The following is a 19,547-nucleotide window of genomic DNA, read 5'->3' as shown; positions in this document are numbered from 1 at the left end:
TTTATGCTGAAAAAGTTTCCTGCATAAAAAAGTAAAAGGGCCGGTGTCAGCCCTTAATTAAATGAAACGCTGTTAACGTAAAGATCAGAAACTCTGCCAGTTGTTTTCATCTGCTGCTGCAACGGCAGGACCTGAACGAAAAGACGATGGCGCGTGTGAAGAAGGTACCCCCTTGCTGCGGATCACAGCAGGGACGTGTGAAACCGGTTTAAGGGTGAAGTTATTGACCAACTGGTTCAGTGATGCGGCCTGCTCCATCAGCGAATTTGAGGCAGCCGAGGCTTCTTCAACCAGCGCGGCATTCTGCTGAGTGACATCATCCATCTGGTTAACGGCCTGATGCACCTGGCTGATCCCCTGTGACTGCTCACTGGCGGCCACAGAGATTTCATCCACAAGATCGGTAACCTGCCTAACGGCATCATTCATGCGTGACATGTTACTGCCAACGCCCTCAGCCTGTTCGGAGCCTGCCTGGACAAAACTCATAGACGATTCGATCAGCTCTTTAATTTCACGGGCTGAAGAGGATGACCGCTGTGCAAGATTACGGACTTCACCTGCCACCACGGCAAATCCGCGCCCCTGCTCCCCTGCCCGAGCCGCTTCAACAGCGGCGTTGAGGGCAAGAATATTGGTCTGGAAGGCAATACCTTCAATCAGCGCAATGATGTCAGTAATTTTTGCGGAACTGTCTTTGATATCGCCCATCGTTGACAGCAGTGTGCGGACACGGCCTGCGCTGTCTTCTGAAATGTCCTGTGCATTTTTGGCCAGCTGGCTGGCAAGCCGTGTGTTTTCTGCGGTCTGACGGACGGTTTCACTGAGTTCAGACATGCTTGCTGCTGTCTGCTCAAGCGACGCGGCCTGCTCCTCCGTGCGCGAAGACAGATCTTCGTTGCCGGCCGAAATCTGCGCCGATGCTGAACTGACAGACTGAGCCGACGCTTCAACCTTAGAAAGTGAGTCTGACACATTCTCAATCAGATGGTTAAAGGCGCTGGCGGTCAGGCCAATTTCATCCCGGCGACTCACATCTGCGCGCAACGTCAGGTCAAGGCGTTCACTGGCGGTTTCCATTACATGACGCATGCCGTTCAACTGACGTTTGATGCCAAAAATGGTTCTGAGGGCGAAGAATGCGAGAATGATAATGGCTATGGCAGAACCGCCGATGAGGCTCCACACTGTTACGTTATAAGTATGATCATTTTGTTTGCGCAGCGCATTACCAATGTCTACGTTGAGTTTCAGCTGTTTCTGAAAACCGGCATTGAGCTGACGCGCAGCGGCACCAATGCCGTCGTTACCCTGAAGGGAGCCGAGTGAAGCCGCATCATTTTGTGCACGAGAGGCGACCAGAAAAGCCGGTAAAGTGTCCTCAACTTTTTTGATAACGGCAAACGAATTTTCCGTTAACTGACGGTCCTCATCGCTTGAAATATCATTCTTCAGATAATACTGATTGAGCGACTTAATCTGGCTAATCGCCCCCTCGATTTCCTTTTCCAGCACAGCCTGACGGCGCGGGTCTGTCGCACTCTGGTGGCGGTAAAGTGAGATGACAAGCGCATTACTGCTGTCGACCATTTTCCCGATGTCCAGAATGGACGGAACCGTATTTTCCTGAACATAGTTAAAGCGGGACTGAAAGCCGCCCGCCACCAGCACTGCAACGATAACCATTGTCACCAGGGCAGCAGAAAGGAGTGAAAAGGTAAAGAGTAGACGCTGTGTAATGGTCATGTTATTTCCTGCCATAAAGGGATTCTGATGACTGATGAATATCAGTACTAACTCAAACATTCAGACGATTTATCGGCGGGAGAAAAATATCATTTAATAAAAATGATCAGAGAATGACCTATTACTGTGACAGGTGATGAAAACAAAGTTGGGCCGGGGACATAAACAGCACGTTCAACATGGTTCAGATTCGGTGAGTAAAAGCCTGAGGCAGACATGACAAATGGCACTTTTCACACTACGCGAAGTATAAATTATATGACGCATATGTCTTTATGTTCGCTCCAGTTGTTGCGACAGGTTTAACCTTACATCGGCAGGATGGCGTCCTTATTTACATTAGAAACTGTTGTATTTGCATCCACTTCTGGCAGGCAGCGGAACAGCGCGGTAACGGCGCAGTTTTCGGCTGACGCGATCAGCCCTGAGCGCGAGGTCTGATGCGCAGGGACATGTTTACGTTGCCTGTATGCCCATGATCGTCCTGTGACGCACCTGCGGGTCACGGCTGTACGTTCATTTCGACTTTCCTGTACGATGCGAGTGGCCTGGTGGGTTCGACAGGCTCTTCCCCCGCTCGACATCGATGCGGGCCCGGTATGTCAGCGCAACACGGCGTCGTTGAGAGGACAGGAATGAAAAGCCCGCACTGTCGCTTCAGGTTTTCAGTTCACACGCTCTGTAGACAGGCTGTTTTCCGCCCTTTTTACGGATTGTTCACGATGTTCCTCCTTGCGGTTCTTTGCCTGACGTCCGCGTTATCGCGCGCTGCCGATCTGCCGGACGGCTTTGCCAAAGGCGTGACGGGCGGTAGCGGTGGCGCGGTTGTTCATCCCATCCGCACTGATGATCTGGTGAAGGCGTTGTGCGCCACCTATGACCGACACGGAAACTGTACGGATGATCGTCCCCGGATCATCGCTCTGGATCATACCGTCGATTTTCGTGGAACGGTCATGGTCAACGGCAAAGCCACGACCACGGAAAGGGGTTGCATGGCAAATGCCTGCCCAGGAGGCGGTGGCCAATGGGCGCGCAACGGTGCCAACCAGTTTTGTCAGGGCAAAGCGCCGGTTTCGGTGACCTATGATAATGCCGGTTTAGACCGTCTTAAGGTGGGATCAAATAAGACGCTGATTGGTGTAGGGGCACATGCGGGGATTCAGGGCATCGGGCTTTACGTCGGTGGCGGCGTTCACAACGTGATTATCCGCAATCTGACACTGTCAGATATCAATCCGCAGCTGGTCTGGGGAGGGGATGCCCTTACCGTTGATAATGCGGAGGGTGTGTGGATTGATCACAATACTTTCGCCCGCATTGGCCGACAGATGATTGTCACGGGCTGGGGCTCCGCGTCCCATGTCACGCTTTCCGATAACGAATTTGACGGCAGAACACCCTATTCCGCGACCTGCGACGGCCACCATTACTGGGTCTGGCTGTTTCTGGGACACCATGACACATTAACGGTCGCGCGCAATTATGTTCATGATACCTCCGGGCGTGCCCCGCATGCCGGTGGGATGGGCAATGCTAGTGTCCTGGCGCAGCTGGTTAACAATGTCTTTGTCAATCTGACGTATCAGGGCGCGATAATGTCCAGAACACCCTCTTCGCGTCTGCTGGTGGAAGGTAACGCCTTTGAAAATGTGGCTCATCCGCTGTTTAACGACATCAGGCAGCCCGGTAATGCCTTCGCGCTTTTTGATACGAACGCCGCCGCTGGGGAAAACGCCTGTCTGAAAAATCTGGGCAGGCGCTGTGTCAGTAATCTGCAAACCCAGAGCGGCACCGACTATCGCCCACAAGATATCACGGTCCTGGAGGCTTTCAGATACGATCGTGCCTGGCTCGTCTCGCCTGTTTCCGCAGAGGTGGCCAGCGTCCAGGTGCCCCGTGAAGCTGGCGTGGGCCATATTCACAGTCCGGTGCGGTAAGTTTTTAATGTGAGGGTTTCCCCGATGGCACGTTTATTGTTGCGCATTTTTGTCTTCTGTTTGTTCAGCAGGCTGGGCGTTGCCAGTGCCTTCGGCGTGACACACTCCGGCAACACTCTGGTGGTGGATACCGGTGCCGATCTGGTGTTTAGCATCGATGACCGCAACGGTGATCTGACATCAATGCGGTTTCATGGCAGTGAACTGGCATCATCAGAGCACAAGGCCTCACAAGTCGCCTCCGGACTGGGGCACGCGCAGGTTGCAGTGAAAACGGCAGGCGATGTCATTGTCATCAGTGCGCAGGCAGGGGAACTTATCCACTACTACCTCGCCAAAAAAGGCCGTAATGCCCTGTATATGGCGACCTACGCGCCCGCGCTTCTGCCGGTCGGGGAACTGCGTTTCGTGACGCGTCTGGATGTCAAAAAATTCCCAAAGGCCGACTGGGGCAACGATTCAAACGTCGGAAAAGCGATTGAAGGCAACGACGTCTTTTTGTTGCCTGACGGACGGACCAGTTCCAAGTTTTACTCCGCCCGTCCCATGATTGATGACGATCTGCACGGCGTCCACGGCCCGGGCGTAGCGATCTTTATGCTGACGGGCAATCATGAGCTCAGTTCAGGTGGCCCGTTCTTTAAGGACATCGCGACGCAAAAAACGCAGATGACACACGAGCTGTACAACTATATGTATTCCAGTCATACCCAGACAGAACCGTTTCGACCGGGGTTGCATGGTATCTATGGGCTGTTGTTTACGACCGGAGAGAAGCCCTCCGCCACGTTAACCGATGTGGGATTTATTCATGCGTCACTGGGGCTGAAAGAGTTTGTCGATCAGACTGAACGCGGCACGCTGTCAGGTGTGGTGACAGGAATGAGCGATCGCCCTGCCGCCGTTGTCGGCCTGCGAAACGCCAGCGCCGAATACTGGACGCGCGTGGACAGCCAGGGGCGTTTTACACTGACGGGCGTGCGTCAGGGGCACTATCAGATAACGCTGTACGATAAGGAACGGGAAGTCACGCAACGTACAGCAGAAATCCAGGCCGGCAGACAAACTCAGATTGCATTAGCCGCACAGACCTTACCGGGTCAGGTTATTTGGCAGACGGGTTCACCGGATGGGACTCCGTCGGGGTTTCGTAACGCCCGTTTGCTGATGTCCGCTCACCCGTCCGATCGGCGTATGTCGCCCTGGACAGCCGCTGATTACCTTGTGGGAACCGCATCAGAAAGCGATTTTCCTGCCGCGCAGTGGCGGGATATTAACTCGCCAACCCGCATCCGTTTCATGCTGTCCCGTCACGATGTGCATGATTTAACTTTACGGATTTTTATTACTCTGGCGCAGTCTGGAGGACGCCCTCAGGTCAGCGTCAATCAGCGCTGGACCGCGCCGATTCCGCCGGCTTCTGGCCAGCCTGCGAGTCGGGGGATCACCCGCGGCACTTTCCGGGGCAATAATGCGCTTTTTACTTTTGTCCTGCCGGCTTCCGCCCTGCAGGCAGGAATTAACACACTGGATATTAATGTGGCCTCGGGGCAAAAAGGCACAGGATTTCTGAGCCCAGGCTTCGTCTATGACAGTATTCAGTTAGTACGATGAGCGGCGCGTTATCAGACCTGAAAAGGCGGAGAAAACGCTGTCTCCATCGCGGTCAGGTTCCCCAGTGACGGCGCACAACAGCCTTGATGACAGGATGTGTTTCTGCCTCTTCCAGCGAAGCACAGAAAGCGGGTCTGGTGCGGCTGAGATGCGCACGCGCATTGCTCCAGCGGCTCACGACACAGGCCAGCATTTCAAGCGCGCCGGGGTTAGCAGGCTGCCATGCGCGCGTGTCAAAAAAGAGATCGCTGAACATGTCCCACTGGTCATAGAGTTTTTTGACCGCCCCCTCGGCCAGCTGCTTACGCTGATCCGGCGAGCCCATATCCAGCCATCTTTCCGGGTAATCAATGATGCCGATGGCGGCATAACAGTTTGCACTTATATACACCAGCCCCCGTAATTGCTGAGCACGAACGTTGGCGTCAGTTGAAAGGATGCCGGCATCAGGACAGGCCATACCAAGATAAATCATGATGGCTGCGCTTTCAGTCAGCACGGACCCGTCAGGCAGGATGAGCGTGGGGATCTGGACCAGCGGATTCAACCGCTTTAAGGTTTCAAACCCACTGTCTTTGTGCCATGAACTCGCCTCAACCGTTGTGTATTCCGCCCCGGCCAATCTGAGCGCCATCTCAATCGCGGCAGCGCCCGAACGTGCGCTTCCATAGAGTGTGTACATATAAGATACCCTGTATGAGTTAATCCCGCGCCCTGAGGCGAGCCTGCATACATATTACCAGCAGTGATGACGTTCATCAGGGTGGCACCAGAAGTAGCATCACTCCCTGCTACAGAAGAGAATAAAGGCGGTATTGAGTAATCGCGTAATAAGCATCGGACAAAATCAGGCATGTTATCGACGCGAAAAGAATTACATCATGTCTTAAACAGGTTTCTTTTTTGAAATAACAGCACGTGTTTTGATGTTGCTCAGCGTCTTCATATACGCCATTGATGACGAAACACGGTCATATTTATCACTCTTCTCGTGGCGTTATCTGTCACTTCCTTAATAAAAAGAAAGTGACAGCGAATTCCCCGCTCCTCGTTACAGACAGCTTCAGGGACTTCCGTGACAGAAATCCCCTTCTGCTTGCTCAATGACGTTGTATGCAGGAGTCAGCATTAATGGGCATAATGTCCAAAAAACTGAATCAGTGCCCTGGCCGTCGCTTCAGGTTGCTCTTCCGGCTGAAAATGGCCGCAATCCGCCAGCCGCTGGCTGTGAATATCGTCCCCATACGCTTTCAGGGTGGCGGCCATATCCGCAATAGAGCCCTGATCGGCTGACAGCCCCAGTACCGGCATCGTCAGACGCGTTTGCTGTGCAAGCGCAGCATTCTGTGCCGCTGACTGTGACAGGGCGCGGTAAAACGCCAGTCCTGCGCGCAATCCACCAGGGGCTTTGAGCAGGCGTTCATATTCGTTAATTTCCGTCTCGCCGTAACAACGGTGGTCGGCCGCTTTCTCCCGAAAGAACCATTCCAGATAAATGCGCTCACGCCCCGTCAGTAAGGCTTCGGGAAGATCCGCAACGGCATTGAAGGCGAAGTGCCAGGTCTTCCAGGATTGAGGGAATCTGTGGGCAACGTATCCGGCAGCGATATACCGGGAATACCGGCGTCCATCAGGGTCAGCGCCCGGATCTCCTCGCCGTAAAGCATCGCATAAGTAAAGGCGACCCAGGCACCGACGTCGTGTCCAGCCAGAAAATACCGGCCTAATGCTAACGATACGACGAAGGCGTGCAGTCGGGTGGCAACCGTTTGAGTATCGTAGCCCGCAAGCGGTTTATCGGTATCCCCCTGGCCGGGTAAGTCGACGGCCACAATGCGAAAGTGCGCCATCAGACCGGGCATAACCTTTCGCCAGGCAAACCAGCTTTCAGGGAAACCGGCCAGCAATACCAGCGGAAAGCCATCCGGTCGGCCACCGGTGACGTAATGAAAACGCAACCCTTCCACACGTGCAAAGCAGTGACGAAAACCGTCGGGCGCATCAGGAATCACAGAAGCGGACATAACCTTTTCCTCTTGTCATACGATCACTCATCGGCAACCGACAGGTGCGTGAATGAAAATAAATCCGATGGGCGGACTCGTGCGATTTTCTGGTGAACCAACCTGACCGGCAGTCGCCCGCACAATCGAGATCACCGCCCCGTTTTCGTACGCAGCTTCCTGAGCGGCCAGCATTATCGGCCTGTTCATTTCGTGTGACCTGAACACGTTCATTAACCCGGTCAGCAACGGACTCAACGTCGGGAAACGGCTCGGCAGTACGCTGTCAGGTCCGCAGAGTACGGGATCGAAGCCGGCTTCCAGTCGGAAGAACACCTCGTCGCGAGCGTTGGATGTACGCCAGTATTTTCAGCGTCCGGCCGATAGATCGGTATCGTGCGTAAGAATCGATGCTTTACCTACTCCTCGCATTCCCTGGTGAAGCGCCAGAAAGCTCTCTGCCGCAGCGGTTTCATTCGCCGTTGCCGCCACAGAGCCGTCCTGTTCGCCCGCTTCTGTCAGGGTCTGAAGTTTGGAAATGATCATTTCCTATATAAATCTGCAGCGGTTATCATGTCAAGCTCAATGCTTCACTTCATAACACGCTAGCTGAGATACCTGGCGACAACGCGAGGCGGGCTGAATACGAGCCGTAACAGGGATGTCAGGATGGCGCATTCCGCCGTTCCAAGGCCATCCCGTTATTCTGCCCCCTTATCTGAGGTCTGTTTAGGAACGGTATAACCAGGAAACATACGAAATTGTCAAGGCGAATTATAATTTAATCGCTTTGACAGGCATCATTAAATGTTGCCGGGGAAAGATACACAGCAAAATTCACTTTTATAACGAGAACAAAATGAAAATTTCAACCCGTCTGACTGCAGGTTTCGGTCTGCTTATCCTTCTGTTTATTATCTGCACAGGCACGGCGCTCAATGCCCTTCATAAAGCCCGGGCAAGCATGGATATCGTCGTGAATATCAAGATGAAAAAATATCAGCTTGCGCAGGATATGCTGGGGGAATTAAGGGAGATGGCTATTGATGTCAGAACGCTTGGCCTGCTTAGCGATCCGGTTGCTATGAAACCCGTCGCTGCGCAGATGGAAAAAAATAAAGCTGACTTCATTGCCAATCGTCAGGCGCTGGGCGATCTGTTGCAGATCGACTCGCTTCCGCCGGGTCGCGCGGCCTTTAAACGACTGACCGACACCGAGAGCGAGTTCTTCAGCATCTTCGCCAAAGCCAGTCAGCTTGGGCTGGCCAACCGTGATAAAGAATTTTTCGAGTGCCTGACAAAAGAGGTACAACCTGTCCAGGATAAGATGCTGAAAGATCTGCTGGTCGTCACTAACATTCAGCAGAAAACCAGTCTGGCCGAGGTGCAGCAAAACAGCGCGGCTACCGCCCGTGATACCCTTTTTCTTTTGCTGCTCGCCGGGGCTTCGGTGCTGGTGGGCGTGGGTGCCTGCGTCGTGGTGATCCGCATCCTCATGCGTCAACTGGGCGGTGAGCCCGCACAGGCCCAGGCACTGGCTGCGACCATTGCGGCTGGCGATCTGACCTCGCCTGTCGTGCTTCGTCGTAATGATACCACCAGCCTGCTGGCCTCGCTCGACAGTATGCAGGCGAACCTGCGCGGGCTGGTCTCGCAGATCAAGGATGCCTCGGCTTCCGTTTCTCTGGCGGCTGATGAGATTGACCAGGGTAATACCGAACTCTCATCCCGCACCGAGCAACAGGCAGCCGCCCTGCAGGAAACCGCCGCCAGCATGGAGCAACTCACCGCAACGGTGAAGAGCAACTCGGCGGGTGCGCAGCAGACAGCCGACGCGGCACGGGGGACGGCGCAACTGGCGCGCGAGGGGGAATCTGATATGCAACGCATGACACATACCATGCATGACATTTCGGTCAGCGCCACCAAAGTGCGTGATATTACCTCGGTGATCGAGAGCATCGCCTTTCAAACTAATATCCTGGCCCTCAATGCCGCAGTAGAAGCGGCTCGCGCGGGTGAGGAAGGGCGCGGTTTCGCGGTAGTTGCAGGCGAAGTACGCACGCTGGCACAGCGCAGCGCCACGGCCGCGCGGGATATTAAAATCCTGATTGAACAGGCCGTAACACAGGTAGAAAGCGGCGTGAACGTAGCCTCTTCCACCGGACAAAGCATTTTGAAAATTGTGGGAATGGTCGGCGAACTCGCGGAGGCGATGGATAACATCTCTCTGGCCTCTTCAGAGCAGATGCAGGGTATTTCGCAGATCAGCGTGGCGGTGAGCCAGATGGACGGTGTGACGCAGAGCAACGCCGCGCTGGTTGAAGAGTCTTCTACGGCCTCGCGTTCGCTTTCTGAACAGGCGCATGCCCTGCGCGGCATGGTGGAGGCGTTCCGTGTCTGAGCCCCATCCGCAGCCTGATGCGCCAGAGAACGATCCGCTTAACATCGCGAAGATAAGTGCGCTGAAGGCCGATATTGATGTCATTTTTATTCAGCTCAGGCACGGTGGCTACGCCAGTATGGACACCTTTGCCAATAACTGGGCGCATCTGATACGTCGGGTTCAGGACATAAAGCCCCTGCTGAGTCGGCCCGGCGTCACCGAAACGTTGCTGCGCACGGATGTGCGGCTGACGGCAGATCTGATGGCGATCAGTTATGCCGTAGAAATCATTGAAAATTTCATGGCCTGCGCCGCACAGCAGGCGAAAGACGGGAAAGACCGACAGGGATAAACGATGGCGCGGACGCTCAGGGGGGCCGCGCGATTGCCTTCAGCCTGCATGCAACAGAGCATGGCCCGCCGCGTTTTTCAGGCGGGATTTTTTTTACCTGAATCAGGTGCTGATTTCGGCTGTGAATCCCCTTTTCAACGGCACTTTCGTGTTGGTCGGGCGAAGAGCCTGTCAACTGAATATTCCTTCACGCCTTATGCTGACCCTACTCCGCCAGGCAGGCATTGTGATGCAGACGAGCCAGCCAGGCTTTTGGGGCTACGCAGCCCTGTTATTTAAGTTTCCCGACTGAGTTTATTAAGCTCAGACATCGCCTGACGAACCAGCCAGAAGCCAGGGGAATAAAACGCCCGACCGAGTTTTTCAGCCACGGCTGGCGTAACGGTCAGCGTGCCGCGCAGGAGGAACCGGGCCTCATGCATCTGCAGCCCGGAACGGCGGCAGAGCTGCTCTACGCTCATATTGTATTCGGCTAACAAAGACGCCAGAAAGCGTCCGACTGAATGCTCGTCCATAAAGCCTCACTTCTTCCATGGTTTCCCCCGAGCATAAAACACTCATCAGCCCTGTTCAATACGCATGCAATATCTTATTGGGATAAGCGAAACGCTAAACGAGGGCGCGTAAACGGGCAGATTCCCCTGCTCCGCAGGCTTCACACCGCCTGATAAAAAGCGGCAGGATTTAGCCGGATAAAGGCGTTTGCTTTATAAAGACGGGCTCATTGTGGCCCCGCCCCCTCAGCGGCAGAACACAGACCAATACATATGTCGGCGTTATGCTAAATAAAGACGCTGAACGCATCGGCTTTTGTATAGGCCAGCTGCGAAGCCCGACGTTCCGGCCTGGCAGCAAGATAGCTGGCCACCAGATTAAAACCCAGGGTATAGCCCAGCCAGCGCGGCATATCGCTGGCGCCATAAAACCATTTGCTGTGATCGTAATCGGTGCACAGCCAGTCCTGATGCAGTTGTGGAAGATAAGCGTGAATCAGTTCGGCGTTGATGCATTCCCACAGTTCAGGTTCTCCGCCAAAAAGCTCAAGCACGAAATGCCCGGCCAGCCCTTCAGAAACACACGCTTCGCCCAAGGTGGTGCCATAGCCGGGACCTGCCCACCGCTAGGCATGATGAAGTTCATGCGCGAACATCCGTTCAAGCGAATGTGCCGCATTTTGGCAGAATGCAGGATTGTCAGGATCAACCGTCACATACACGATCCCGGGTTCGGGGCAAAATCTGCTATGCCCTTTTTCCGGAACAACTCTGTTTCCCGTTTTAACCACCACATCCAGTGCCGGGAGAGACATAAGGCTATCCGCACGTCTGTGCGTCGCCGTCAGGCAGTCCTTAATCCTGTCACTGTGTGCGGTGAGTGTCTTTTGCGCATCCAGAAAGTGCAGCATCATATAAGACATCGTCTTACCCCCCAGCCCGTCAGGAAATGACACTATTCTGTCAGATCTTATTGTGCTGAAAAAACTGTCGCCCCGCGCCTGCATCGCGCACAGTGTGGGTTTTCATTTGTGTGCCTGCCGCTGGCTTAATGGGCCCCGCTCACACCGGGTTTACGGTCACAACCAGAGGCGGGATTTGATTCTATTCTCCCCGTGCGGGAACGTGTTTTTGACGTTGATAAGCTGCCAGCCGGCTTTACATGCATCCTGAGTCTGGAGGACAGCAGCCTGTGTCTTTACTGTGGAAAGGTGCTGACTTTATCGCCTCTTCCCTTTACGGGGTCAACGCGAAAACAGGCTGACTCCTGGGGATTTTCCGTTTCCCGTTAAGAACGGGCAGCACACAATCAGCATCACGTCCCGCTTACCGCGCTGCCGCGTTTAACGCTTTATGGCAAAAATGCAGCCGGCGAGAAAAGATCACTGGGGGGTTTCTCAGCCAAAACTTTAATTAAATTTATGTTATAAACTTCACCTTCCAGGCCGCCCGGATGTCGCCATGCTGTATAAAGGCGGCTTAACCCAACGCCTCGCTTGGCTTAAATACACAACAAAAAGAAAAAAGATATCAGCTCCGCTTCTCTGCAACCGCCTAAAACATAAAAAAAATTGCTGGATAAATCCGAAACTCCACTATACTGACCAGTGCACTTGTTATCTCCCTACATGGCTGCACACAGAAAACTCCCTGTCGTCAGCCTCCCTGTAAGCTTCAGGAGAACGAAATGAAAAAGAGTAAGATGTTAACTGGCCTGCTGGCCGTTTCAGCTGCCGTCGCGATGTTCAGCAGCGTGAGCGTGCAGGCGCAGACGCCAACGAGCGCGGCGCAGAGCACCACAGCTGGACAAACAGGGACAAAGCTTAGTTCCGGTGACGAAAAAGCAATCAAAGACATGGCGCAGGCAAATATCAATGAAATCGCTGCCGCTAAAATCGCGCTGAGTAAGGCTGAAAGCAGCGAAACCAAAGCCTTCGCGCAGAAGATGATCGATGATCACACCAGTGCCTTGACCAAAGTGCAGACCGTCGCTCAGCAAAAAGGGGTTACGCTGCCGACCGCGCCTGATGCTAAACATAAAGCCATGGCCACTAAACTGGAAAAACAGAGCGGCAAGGCTTTTGACAAGATGTATATGGAAAATGCCGGCGTCAAAGACCACAAGATGGTGTTGTCGACGCTGGAAAGTGACGCGAAAAAGATAAAAGATCCCGATGTGAAGGCGCTGGCAGACGCCCATACTCCGGTTGTTGAGCAGCACCTGAAGTCCGCCCAGGACGCGTCAATGTAAGGCTCTGTGCCAGCAATTAACTAAACAGGTTGTCCGGTGAACCTTTGTCATGCCGCCCGGGCAACCTCTTATTCAGCTTTTCAGGACGGTAATGCGTTTACGTCTGGATCCAGTACGGTCCCGGCCTGCCAAAAAGATACCCTTGCATTAGAGGACATTCATATGTCCTGAGCCAGGCCGCCTGTGCCAACGTTTCCACGCCCTCTGCAGTGACTTCCACGTTCAGTTGACGGCACAGTGAAAGAACAGCACTGACGATGGCTGCCGCCCCGGCATCCTGGTGCAGATCGCTGATGAATGACCTGTCTATCTTTATTCTGCTGAAAAGCCCGGAACTGAGGTGGCTCAGTGAAGAAAACCCCGTGCCAAAATCATCCAGAACGACATTAATGCCTGTCTCCCGAAACTTCCGTATCACTTCGTAACTGAAATCCGGGTTGTCGAACAAGGCCGATTCGGTAATTTCCAGTTCGAGCCTGTTGGGATGTAGCCCGCTATGGATGAGAACGTTTTTCACTCTGTCAGACAGTTGCGGGTCCCTGAACTGTCGGGGGGAAATGTTTACGGCTATCCGCTCCTGTCCTGACCAGCCCGCCATATCCGTACAGGCGCGCGCAAGCGCGAAGGCACCGATATCATGGATAAGTCCGGTTTTTTCAGCAAGAGGAATGAAAATATCTGGCGGCACACTTCCTCTCACAGGATGATGCCAGCGCAGCAGGGCTTCATAAGCCACAATCTCTTCACTGACGCTGCAGACAACAGGCTGATAAAAAAGCTGTAGCTCACCGTTTTCCAGTGCCCCACGCAGGTCGTTTTCCAGGCTGAAGCGCTCTGCTGCAGAGCGGGCAAGCTCATCGGTAAAGATGACCCAGCCGTTACGTCCGGCTGACTTGGCCGCATACAGGGCAATATCCGCCGCCGATAACATACTTTCAGCATCCCGCGCATAGCCGGGAAAGAGGCAGACGCCGAAGCTGCAACCCGACGTGACTTTCCGGCCCTTCAGCATGAACGGCTCCTGCAATACGGCCGTAAGGCGTGATGCCGTTTCGCTGGCTTCAGAGGCTGAGCTGATACCTGGCAGGACGGCAACAAACTCGTCGCCGCCTGTACGGGCCAGTATATCTTCAGGGCGCAGGACGGATTGCAGCCGCGCGGAAACCTCAATAAGCAGTGCATCTCCGGTAGGATGTCCCAGCACGTCATTGATACTTTTGAAACGATCGATGTCGGACACCATGACGGCAAAGGGGCTGTCACCGCTAAGAAGCGTCTCCAGTTCGGGCATCAGGCCCCGCCGGTTGAGGAGCCCTGTCAGTGGGTCATGAAGGGCGAGGTGATTCGCCCTTGCCGCAGCCTGAAACTCCGCGGTGACGTCCAGGATGGTATACAGAAGATAGTCTTCTCCCCCGCCCGAATTAAGCCTTTCAGCCGTGATGCGGAGTGAAAAGGCCGACTCTGTCGCCGTCGACGAGACCGTTTCGCTGAAACCTTCATCGGGAAGAAGCGTAAAGGCTTGCCTGAACACACCCGCCAGATCGTCTGGCAGATCCGCGTGAAGCGAGGTTTGAGTGTTACCGCTCAGCACCAGTTCCTGCAAACAGGGCAAATTTCTGGCAGTCGGGTTCGCACGTATAATGTCGCCGGATTTTGCGTCACACAGGATAAGCGCACAGGGCGTGTGACAGAAAACCGCGTCAAGCACCTTATTGGTGTCTGACAACTCCGTTTCTCTTTTCAGGATAACCTGTTGAGCGATGCGTAATGCCGCCCTTTCCTGATAATCATGCGTGACGTCGCGCACGATTTTAATAAATGCCGCATGTTCCTGATCGGAGGGATTAAGGAATTCAATTTCTACGGATGCACGAAATGCGCTGCCGTTTTTCCGCAGCCGCCAGCCTTCGCCTGTAAACTTGCCATGCTCGCGGGCCTCTCTCAGGTTTGCCTCAGGTATGTTCCTGGCCTGTTCATCTTCATCATAAAAAACCGAAATATGTTGCCCTCTGATATCACGGCTGTCCCAGCCCTTAATCTCGCGGCACCCCAGATTCCAGCTCATGACTTCTCCGGTTGAAGACAGCAGGTATATTGCGCAAAGAGACGTTCTGGCCACGGCGGCCCCCAGTTGGTCATTGGTTACGGATTTCATGCGGCTGTCCTTGAAAAGTTCACCGACCTGTTCGGAGATGATCCTGCTTTACAGATGAGTATCGGCGCCGGTGGCCTAAAACAGTGACACAATTTTGTAAAAATTTAGTCAGAGAAAAAAGAGCGACAGGTATTTCTACCTGTCACAAAATAATGCATGCAAGACGGTCGCAATGTTATCCGCTTCTGGCTCAAATCAGCCCCCTCAAATCCGGGGGATGGTTTCAGAATGTTTTCCAGTTTTCTTCCGCATCTTTCCCGGCTGGTCGGCTGGAGTGAGGCGTTGTCGTTGAGGCGGAAACCGTGACCGGCGCTTCAACCAGTGCGGTTTGAGCGACGGGCGATAACGGCTCTGACAGCGTAAAAACAGAGACGGACTGCAGCAATATATCGGCCTGTTCGCGCAGACTTGCTGCCGCTGAAGCGGACTCTTCCACCAGGGAAGCATTCTGCTGCGTCACATCATCAATTTCCGTCACGGCAATGCTGACCTGTTCAATTCCGCGAGCCTGTTCTGCGGTGGCGGCGGTGATTTCCTCCACCCTGTCAGTCAGTTGACCGACCGACGAAACCACGGCAGACATGGTGTCAGCAGAACGCGCCACCAGTGAAGTCCCTTCGCTGACGCGCTGTGCGTTGGCTTCGATGAGCTGACGAATCTCCCCTGCCGCTGTTGCACTGCGTTGCGCCAGCGAACGGACCTCACCAGCCACCACGGCAAAGCCACGCCCCTGCTCGCCTGCCCGCGCGGCTTCGACAGCGGCATTAAGCGCCAGAATATTGGTCTGGAAAGCAATGCTGTCAATCACTGACGTGATATCCGCAATGCGTCCTGAGCTCTCACCAATTCCCTTCATGGTACCGGTGATATCTGTGGTGATGTCATTACCCTGGCGGGCAACGTCACGCACCGTTACCGCCAGCATCGCGGCCTGGCTGGCATTGTCTGCGTTATTCCTGACCGTGACGCCCAGTTCACCCATTGTGGCGGCGGTCTGTTCCAGCGCGCTGGCCTGTTCTTCAGTGCGCTGTGACAGATCGGTGTTTCCCTGAGCTATCTGCAGGCTCGCGGCGGCAACACTCTCCGCGTTCACCCGGACAGCGCTGACGGTTTGTACCAGTGAATGCTGCATCCCACGAATCGCTATAAGGAGTTTTCCGGTTTCGTCACGTCCTTTGACCGGCACTTCTGCAGTCAGGTCGCCGTCAGCAATGCGCTCTGCGGCCTGCAGCGCGATGTTTACGGGCCTGACAATGCTGCGGGTAATAAACCAGGCCAGGGTTGCTGCCAGCACAATAGCCGCCACGCTGAGGGAGACAAGAACAACCTGAGCGCTGCGCTGCTCTGCCGCTGCTTTGGCACCGGCGGTCTTCATCTGCTGGCCCTGAAAGGTCGCAAGGTCTGTGATAGCCTTTGTGTATTCGTCCTGCGCCTCATAAGCGGGTCCGGTGAGCAGCCGCGTTACCTCATCCCGCTTACCTTCCATGCCCAGTTTTACCGCCTGTTCAGAGTAGGCAAGATACTGCGTACCGGCCCGTTTCATCACGGCGATGAGCTCACGGCTTCTGGGCGCATGAAGTATCTGATCGACTTTATTAAAAGCCGTTTCAAGCCGTGCGCGGGACTGCTCATAGTTTTGTTTCAGTCTTTCTTTTTGAGCCGGGTCATCGACCAGTGCGATACTGCGGACCATACGACTCATATCCGTAACGTAAAAGCGCAGGTTACTGGCAGCGGTCGCTTTATCAAAACGATCGCCAGCCAGTTTATCCACGGTGTCGCCCAGGGAGTCGATACGAATTAAACCGGCCAGCGCAATACCTATAAGAAGAAGCAGAATAAAGCCAAAAGCGGCACCCAGTCGAATGCCGATGCGTATGTTGTTCATTACCTTTCCTCGGTTAAAATATGAAAATAAAATTATTCAGAGCCAGGGTTCAGACCTGACGAGCCTAATCCCGCGCGCGTTTTACCGCTCTCTTTCAGCAAACAGCGATCAGGATGATTAAGCTGTTCGGGAACAAGCTGCGCGCAATTTATAATCAGGTGCCGTTTTAACACCCTGTTTAACGGGACTGGCCGCACAGAGAAATACGTGTTTGTGGCTTCCTCATGACGTAAGTACGTGAGGAACGGCATCGCAGGCAGTCCCTCCGCATTGATTAACGCAGTCGTGACAGCATGGTCTGCGCCAGCACAGAAGACAGGCGCACAATCGCCCTGCGCAGTGAAGACGGTGAAAGCGTGAGGTTAGTCTGGGTAACCCATGACAGCCTGGTTATGTGGCTAACGGTCATGTTAAATCCTTCTGGTAAAAGCGCGTTTATCCCGTTTTAAAGTTATCGTCACTGTAGTTACTTTCTTTAACTGTGACATACATCAATTATTTTAAAGCGTTATTACACACATCTTAATTCGCTCTTAATGTACGGCGATGGAGAGAAACACAGCCAGGCCGAGCGCGTAACGGTTCCGCTACGCGCAAAAAGCGGCCGTTCGCGCCAGCCTCCGTCAGGCGCAGAGTTCTGACCATGACATAAAGCCGAACCATTCGGACACTGACGGATAACAAAAGCGTGATGACCGGGGGCAGGATGGAATATCAATGCGGAAGTTTTTTGCCGTTTACGCTTGCAGGGAAGTGCCTGCAGGACCAGGCTGATTGAGGCTATCCCTCTAAGGAAAGATCTTGTTGCATGGAAGATGACTTAACCGCCTACGGGCGGTTTTTTTTATCCCGATAAAACAGAGAAGAATCAACATTATCAGGGATGATGAGCCGTTCAGGCGCTTTTCGCGTATCCTCACTGAAAATCATGAGCCCGCCCTGAAGAACAGGGCCAACAGCGTATAAAACTTGTTAACGAGACGGCCCGGCAGGCTTACCGGGCCACTGATTTACAGCCCTTTCGTCTTGTTAATCCAGTACTGCTAAGGTCCTCTTTAAAACAGGCGGGGAAAGCCGCAAGCCCGCAAGTCGCAAAGGCGGCCCCTCAACCAGTCCGGGAAGCGGTTTCCTGTGCGCTGCCCCGGCGGCTTGCCTTACCCCCTTTTCGTCCGGCCTCAACCGCTCTTTCCGGGTTATTTTTAAAATTACCGCTACTGGCGGCTCCGCCTTTCCTTCCGGCTTCCGCCGCGCGCTGGGGATTTTCCGCGAAATTTCCCGCGCCACCACGTCTGTTGCTCATATCTATTACCTTTTGATTGTGTAAAATGTTTATGAGGATATAAGCATGGCTGTAATTTTGAATAAAAACAGGAATAAACATAGATTTACGTCGGAAGAATAAAGGGTTTTAGATTCACCGCTTCGCTTTCTACAGATTTTTTATCTATTTAAAACAGCGTTAACAAAATAAAATTTGTACACCATGATTGGGTCGTGTACAGTTTCCACACCCGGTCTTTTAAGAAGATTCTTACCACCATCCCGAACAGGTTTGCTGCTTGTCTTCTTCTTTACGAGACAGCGCTTGCAGGAGTCAGCCTGCGGGACCTGACGCAGCGTATGCTTATTAACGATGCTGGCTCCCGGGCGGACAAGGCATGTTCTGATTTTACAGTTTCGGGTGGCCGGGACTACACTCGAAAAACATACAAAAATGATGCTTTAGCGCAATACCGCTTGTCCGCCGCAACGGACTTTTACTGCCAGCAACAAGAAGGTTGATATGTTCAGGAGTGAAGAAGAAAAGGTAAACATTGTTATCGGCGAAGCCCTGCTGACGCTGCTTGAAGATGATGCAGACATAAGTTCTGAGGCGCTGCGCGTGCAGCTGAACAGGATGCTCGAAACGGAAACTGATGATGCCCGGCGTCAGCTTATCGATCACGCTTTGCGCCAGACCCGCAGACTTTTAAGCGGCGCAGCCAGTGAAGACAGCAATTTTTTCGGAGAAAGACATCTCCAGTTATGGGCGGGAAACGGCCACTAACTTCCTGACAGCATCGGCTGATACACGTGGCAGAGCGTGTCGCAGAGGTCAGTGAACTCTGCGTTTCATCATCAGCACGGCCTTCTCACAGCCTGCCCGCACCCGCCAGTCTCCGGTTTCCTGCCCCAGGCGGTGTAGCGCGCAGATAATCTCTTCTTTCTTTACACTGGCTTTTTCGCTAAGCAACTGCGAGATAACTTTACCCGCCAGTTCAAGCGCTTTTTCTTCGGTATCTTCTCTGGACCCCATGAAGCCTCCGTAAAGCAAACGTTCTTACAGTATAGCATCCTGACCGAAGCGGCCCGGCAGCGCCTGCTGGACCGCTTCCTGCAGGACGCAAAAAACGGCCCGGTTAACAGGATGAATTCCGTTTTCGATGGCCGTCCGGCCCCTTCCCGCCGGCAGCGTATTCATCACCGCAACCGAACCCAGTGGCAAGCAAAACGTCCCCATGGAGAAGGCGATCTGTCGCGCCTGAACAGGCTCTGAGGCGGGGTTCAGATGAAGCAGATAATAAGAAACGTTGAAGTCGTGATTGACGGGAAGCTGCCCAATCACATTATGGCCTGTCATACAGCATAAAATATTGTTCACCCTCGCAGTCGCACATCCTGACCGCAGGCAGCCCCTCTGCCCGGCGCCGCTCGTTAACACAGCACTGGGATGGGCCG

Annotated in this window: 16 protein-coding genes and 2 pseudogenes; 5 read left to right on the top strand and 13 right to left on the bottom strand. The window is 53.8% G+C overall.

The genetic code is table 11. The features are described 5' to 3' along the window. Positions 1-84: 84 nt before the first annotated feature. Complete coding sequence (locus RAC65_RS01735; protein ID WP_375096285.1) at positions 85-1,746, bottom strand: methyl-accepting chemotaxis protein; 1,662 nt, start codon at positions 1,744-1,746, stop codon at positions 85-87. Positions 1,747-2,468: 722 nt separating this feature from the next. On the opposite strand from RAC65_RS01735, the gene RAC65_RS01730 reads away from it, so the two are divergent. Both RAC65_RS01730 and RAC65_RS01725 read left to right on the top strand, forming a co-directional pair. Further along, positions 2,469-3,686, top strand: coding sequence for a polysaccharide lyase family 1 protein (locus tag RAC65_RS01730; RefSeq protein WP_058708157.1), 1,218 nt, complete (start codon positions 2,469-2,471; stop codon positions 3,684-3,686). 24 nt (positions 3,687-3,710) lie between these two features. Next, positions 3,711-5,300 (top strand): rhamnogalacturonan lyase B N-terminal domain-containing protein, encoded by a 1,590-nt coding sequence (locus RAC65_RS01725; protein WP_375096284.1) that lies wholly within the window; start codon positions 3,711-3,713, stop codon positions 5,298-5,300. A gap of 52 nt (positions 5,301-5,352) precedes the next feature. Here RAC65_RS01725 and RAC65_RS01720 read toward each other — a convergent pair whose 3' ends face one another. The 3 genes and pseudogenes from RAC65_RS01720 to RAC65_RS01710 all read right to left on the bottom strand — a co-directional run bounded on the left by RAC65_RS01720 (position 5,353) and on the right by RAC65_RS01710 (position 7,849). Next, positions 5,353-5,982, bottom strand: coding sequence for a glutathione S-transferase family protein (locus tag RAC65_RS01720; RefSeq protein ID WP_375096283.1), 630 nt, complete (start codon positions 5,980-5,982; stop codon positions 5,353-5,355). A 446-nt stretch (positions 5,983-6,428) separates the two neighbouring features. Continuing rightward, positions 6,429-7,324 (bottom strand): annotated as a pseudogene (locus tag RAC65_RS01715) (alpha/beta fold hydrolase). Between the two features lie 348 nt (positions 7,325-7,672). Further along, positions 7,673-7,849, bottom strand: a complete 177-nt coding sequence (locus RAC65_RS01710; RefSeq protein ID WP_160289418.1) for a hypothetical protein — start codon at positions 7,847-7,849, stop codon at positions 7,673-7,675. Between the two features lie 313 nt (positions 7,850-8,162). Here RAC65_RS01710 and RAC65_RS01705 point away from each other — a divergent pair, with 313 nt between their 5' ends. Both RAC65_RS01705 and RAC65_RS01700 read left to right on the top strand, forming a co-directional pair. After that, entirely contained in the window at positions 8,163-9,707 is a 1,545-nt protein-coding gene (locus RAC65_RS01705; RefSeq protein ID WP_058701927.1) for a methyl-accepting chemotaxis protein, read from the top strand. Further along, a complete protein-coding gene (locus tag RAC65_RS01700; protein WP_235318765.1) occupies positions 9,700-10,041 on the top strand; it encodes a hypothetical protein in 342 nt (113 codons plus the stop codon). The genes RAC65_RS01705 and RAC65_RS01700 overlap by 8 nt, the downstream gene beginning before the upstream one ends. A 275-nt stretch (positions 10,042-10,316) precedes the next feature. Here RAC65_RS01700 and RAC65_RS01695 read toward each other — a convergent pair whose 3' ends face one another. Continuing rightward, a complete protein-coding gene (locus RAC65_RS01695; RefSeq protein ID WP_033741417.1) occupies positions 10,317-10,556 on the bottom strand; it encodes an XRE family transcriptional regulator in 240 nt (79 codons plus the stop codon). Positions 10,557-10,822: 266 nt separating this feature from the next. Continuing rightward, positions 10,823-11,446: pseudogene (locus RAC65_RS01690) on the bottom strand (DUF2268 domain-containing putative Zn-dependent protease). Positions 11,447-12,222: 776 nt separating this feature from the next. Here RAC65_RS01690 and RAC65_RS01685 point away from each other — a divergent pair. Beyond that, a complete protein-coding gene (locus tag RAC65_RS01685; protein WP_033741414.1) occupies positions 12,223-12,786 on the top strand; it encodes a DUF4142 domain-containing protein in 564 nt (187 codons plus the stop codon). A 97-nt stretch (positions 12,787-12,883) separates the two neighbouring features. Here the strand turns inward: RAC65_RS01685 and RAC65_RS01680 are convergent, their stop codons facing one another. The 7 genes from RAC65_RS01680 to RAC65_RS01650 all read right to left on the bottom strand — a co-directional run bounded on the left by RAC65_RS01680 (position 12,884) and on the right by RAC65_RS01650 (position 19,434). Beyond that, complete coding sequence (locus tag RAC65_RS01680; protein WP_058708163.1) at positions 12,884-14,941, bottom strand: EAL domain-containing protein; 2,058 nt, start codon at positions 14,939-14,941, stop codon at positions 12,884-12,886. 223 nt (positions 14,942-15,164) lie between these two features. Continuing rightward, a complete protein-coding gene (locus RAC65_RS01675) occupies positions 15,165-16,829 on the bottom strand; it encodes a methyl-accepting chemotaxis protein (protein ID WP_324028445.1) in 1,665 nt (554 codons plus the stop codon). A 274-nt stretch (positions 16,830-17,103) separates the two neighbouring features. Then, on the bottom strand, positions 17,104-17,238 hold the full coding sequence (locus RAC65_RS01670; RefSeq protein ID WP_375096282.1) for a hypothetical protein: 135 nt from the start codon (positions 17,236-17,238) through the stop codon (positions 17,104-17,106). 696 nt (positions 17,239-17,934) lie between these two features. Continuing rightward, positions 17,935-18,129 carry a general stress protein gene (locus tag RAC65_RS01665; protein WP_058702020.1) on the bottom strand — a complete coding sequence of 65 codons (195 nt, stop codon included), beginning with the start codon at positions 18,127-18,129 and terminating at the stop codon, positions 17,935-17,937. A gap of 369 nt (positions 18,130-18,498) precedes the next feature. After that, a complete protein-coding gene (locus RAC65_RS01660; RefSeq protein WP_133745223.1) occupies positions 18,499-18,774 on the bottom strand; it encodes a hypothetical protein in 276 nt (91 codons plus the stop codon). 150 nt (positions 18,775-18,924) lie between these two features. Further along, the gene (locus RAC65_RS01655) at positions 18,925-19,125 is read right to left on the bottom strand and encodes a hypothetical protein (RefSeq protein WP_033741409.1); all 201 of its coding nucleotides are present in this window, start codon (positions 19,123-19,125) and stop codon (positions 18,925-18,927) included. A 24-nt stretch (positions 19,126-19,149) separates the two neighbouring features. Continuing rightward, positions 19,150-19,434 carry a hypothetical protein gene (locus RAC65_RS01650; RefSeq protein ID WP_375096281.1) on the bottom strand — a complete coding sequence of 95 codons (285 nt, stop codon included), beginning with the start codon at positions 19,432-19,434 and terminating at the stop codon, positions 19,150-19,152. Positions 19,435-19,547 lie beyond the last annotated feature (113 nt).

This window comes from Pantoea sp. BS_8, from assembly GCF_041954965.1.
Taxonomy (GTDB): Bacteria; Pseudomonadota; Gammaproteobacteria; order Enterobacterales; family Enterobacteriaceae; genus Pantoea; species Pantoea stewartii.
The sequence above is the reverse complement of the archived record's forward strand: the minus strand, read 5'-3'. Positions and strand labels throughout refer to the sequence as shown.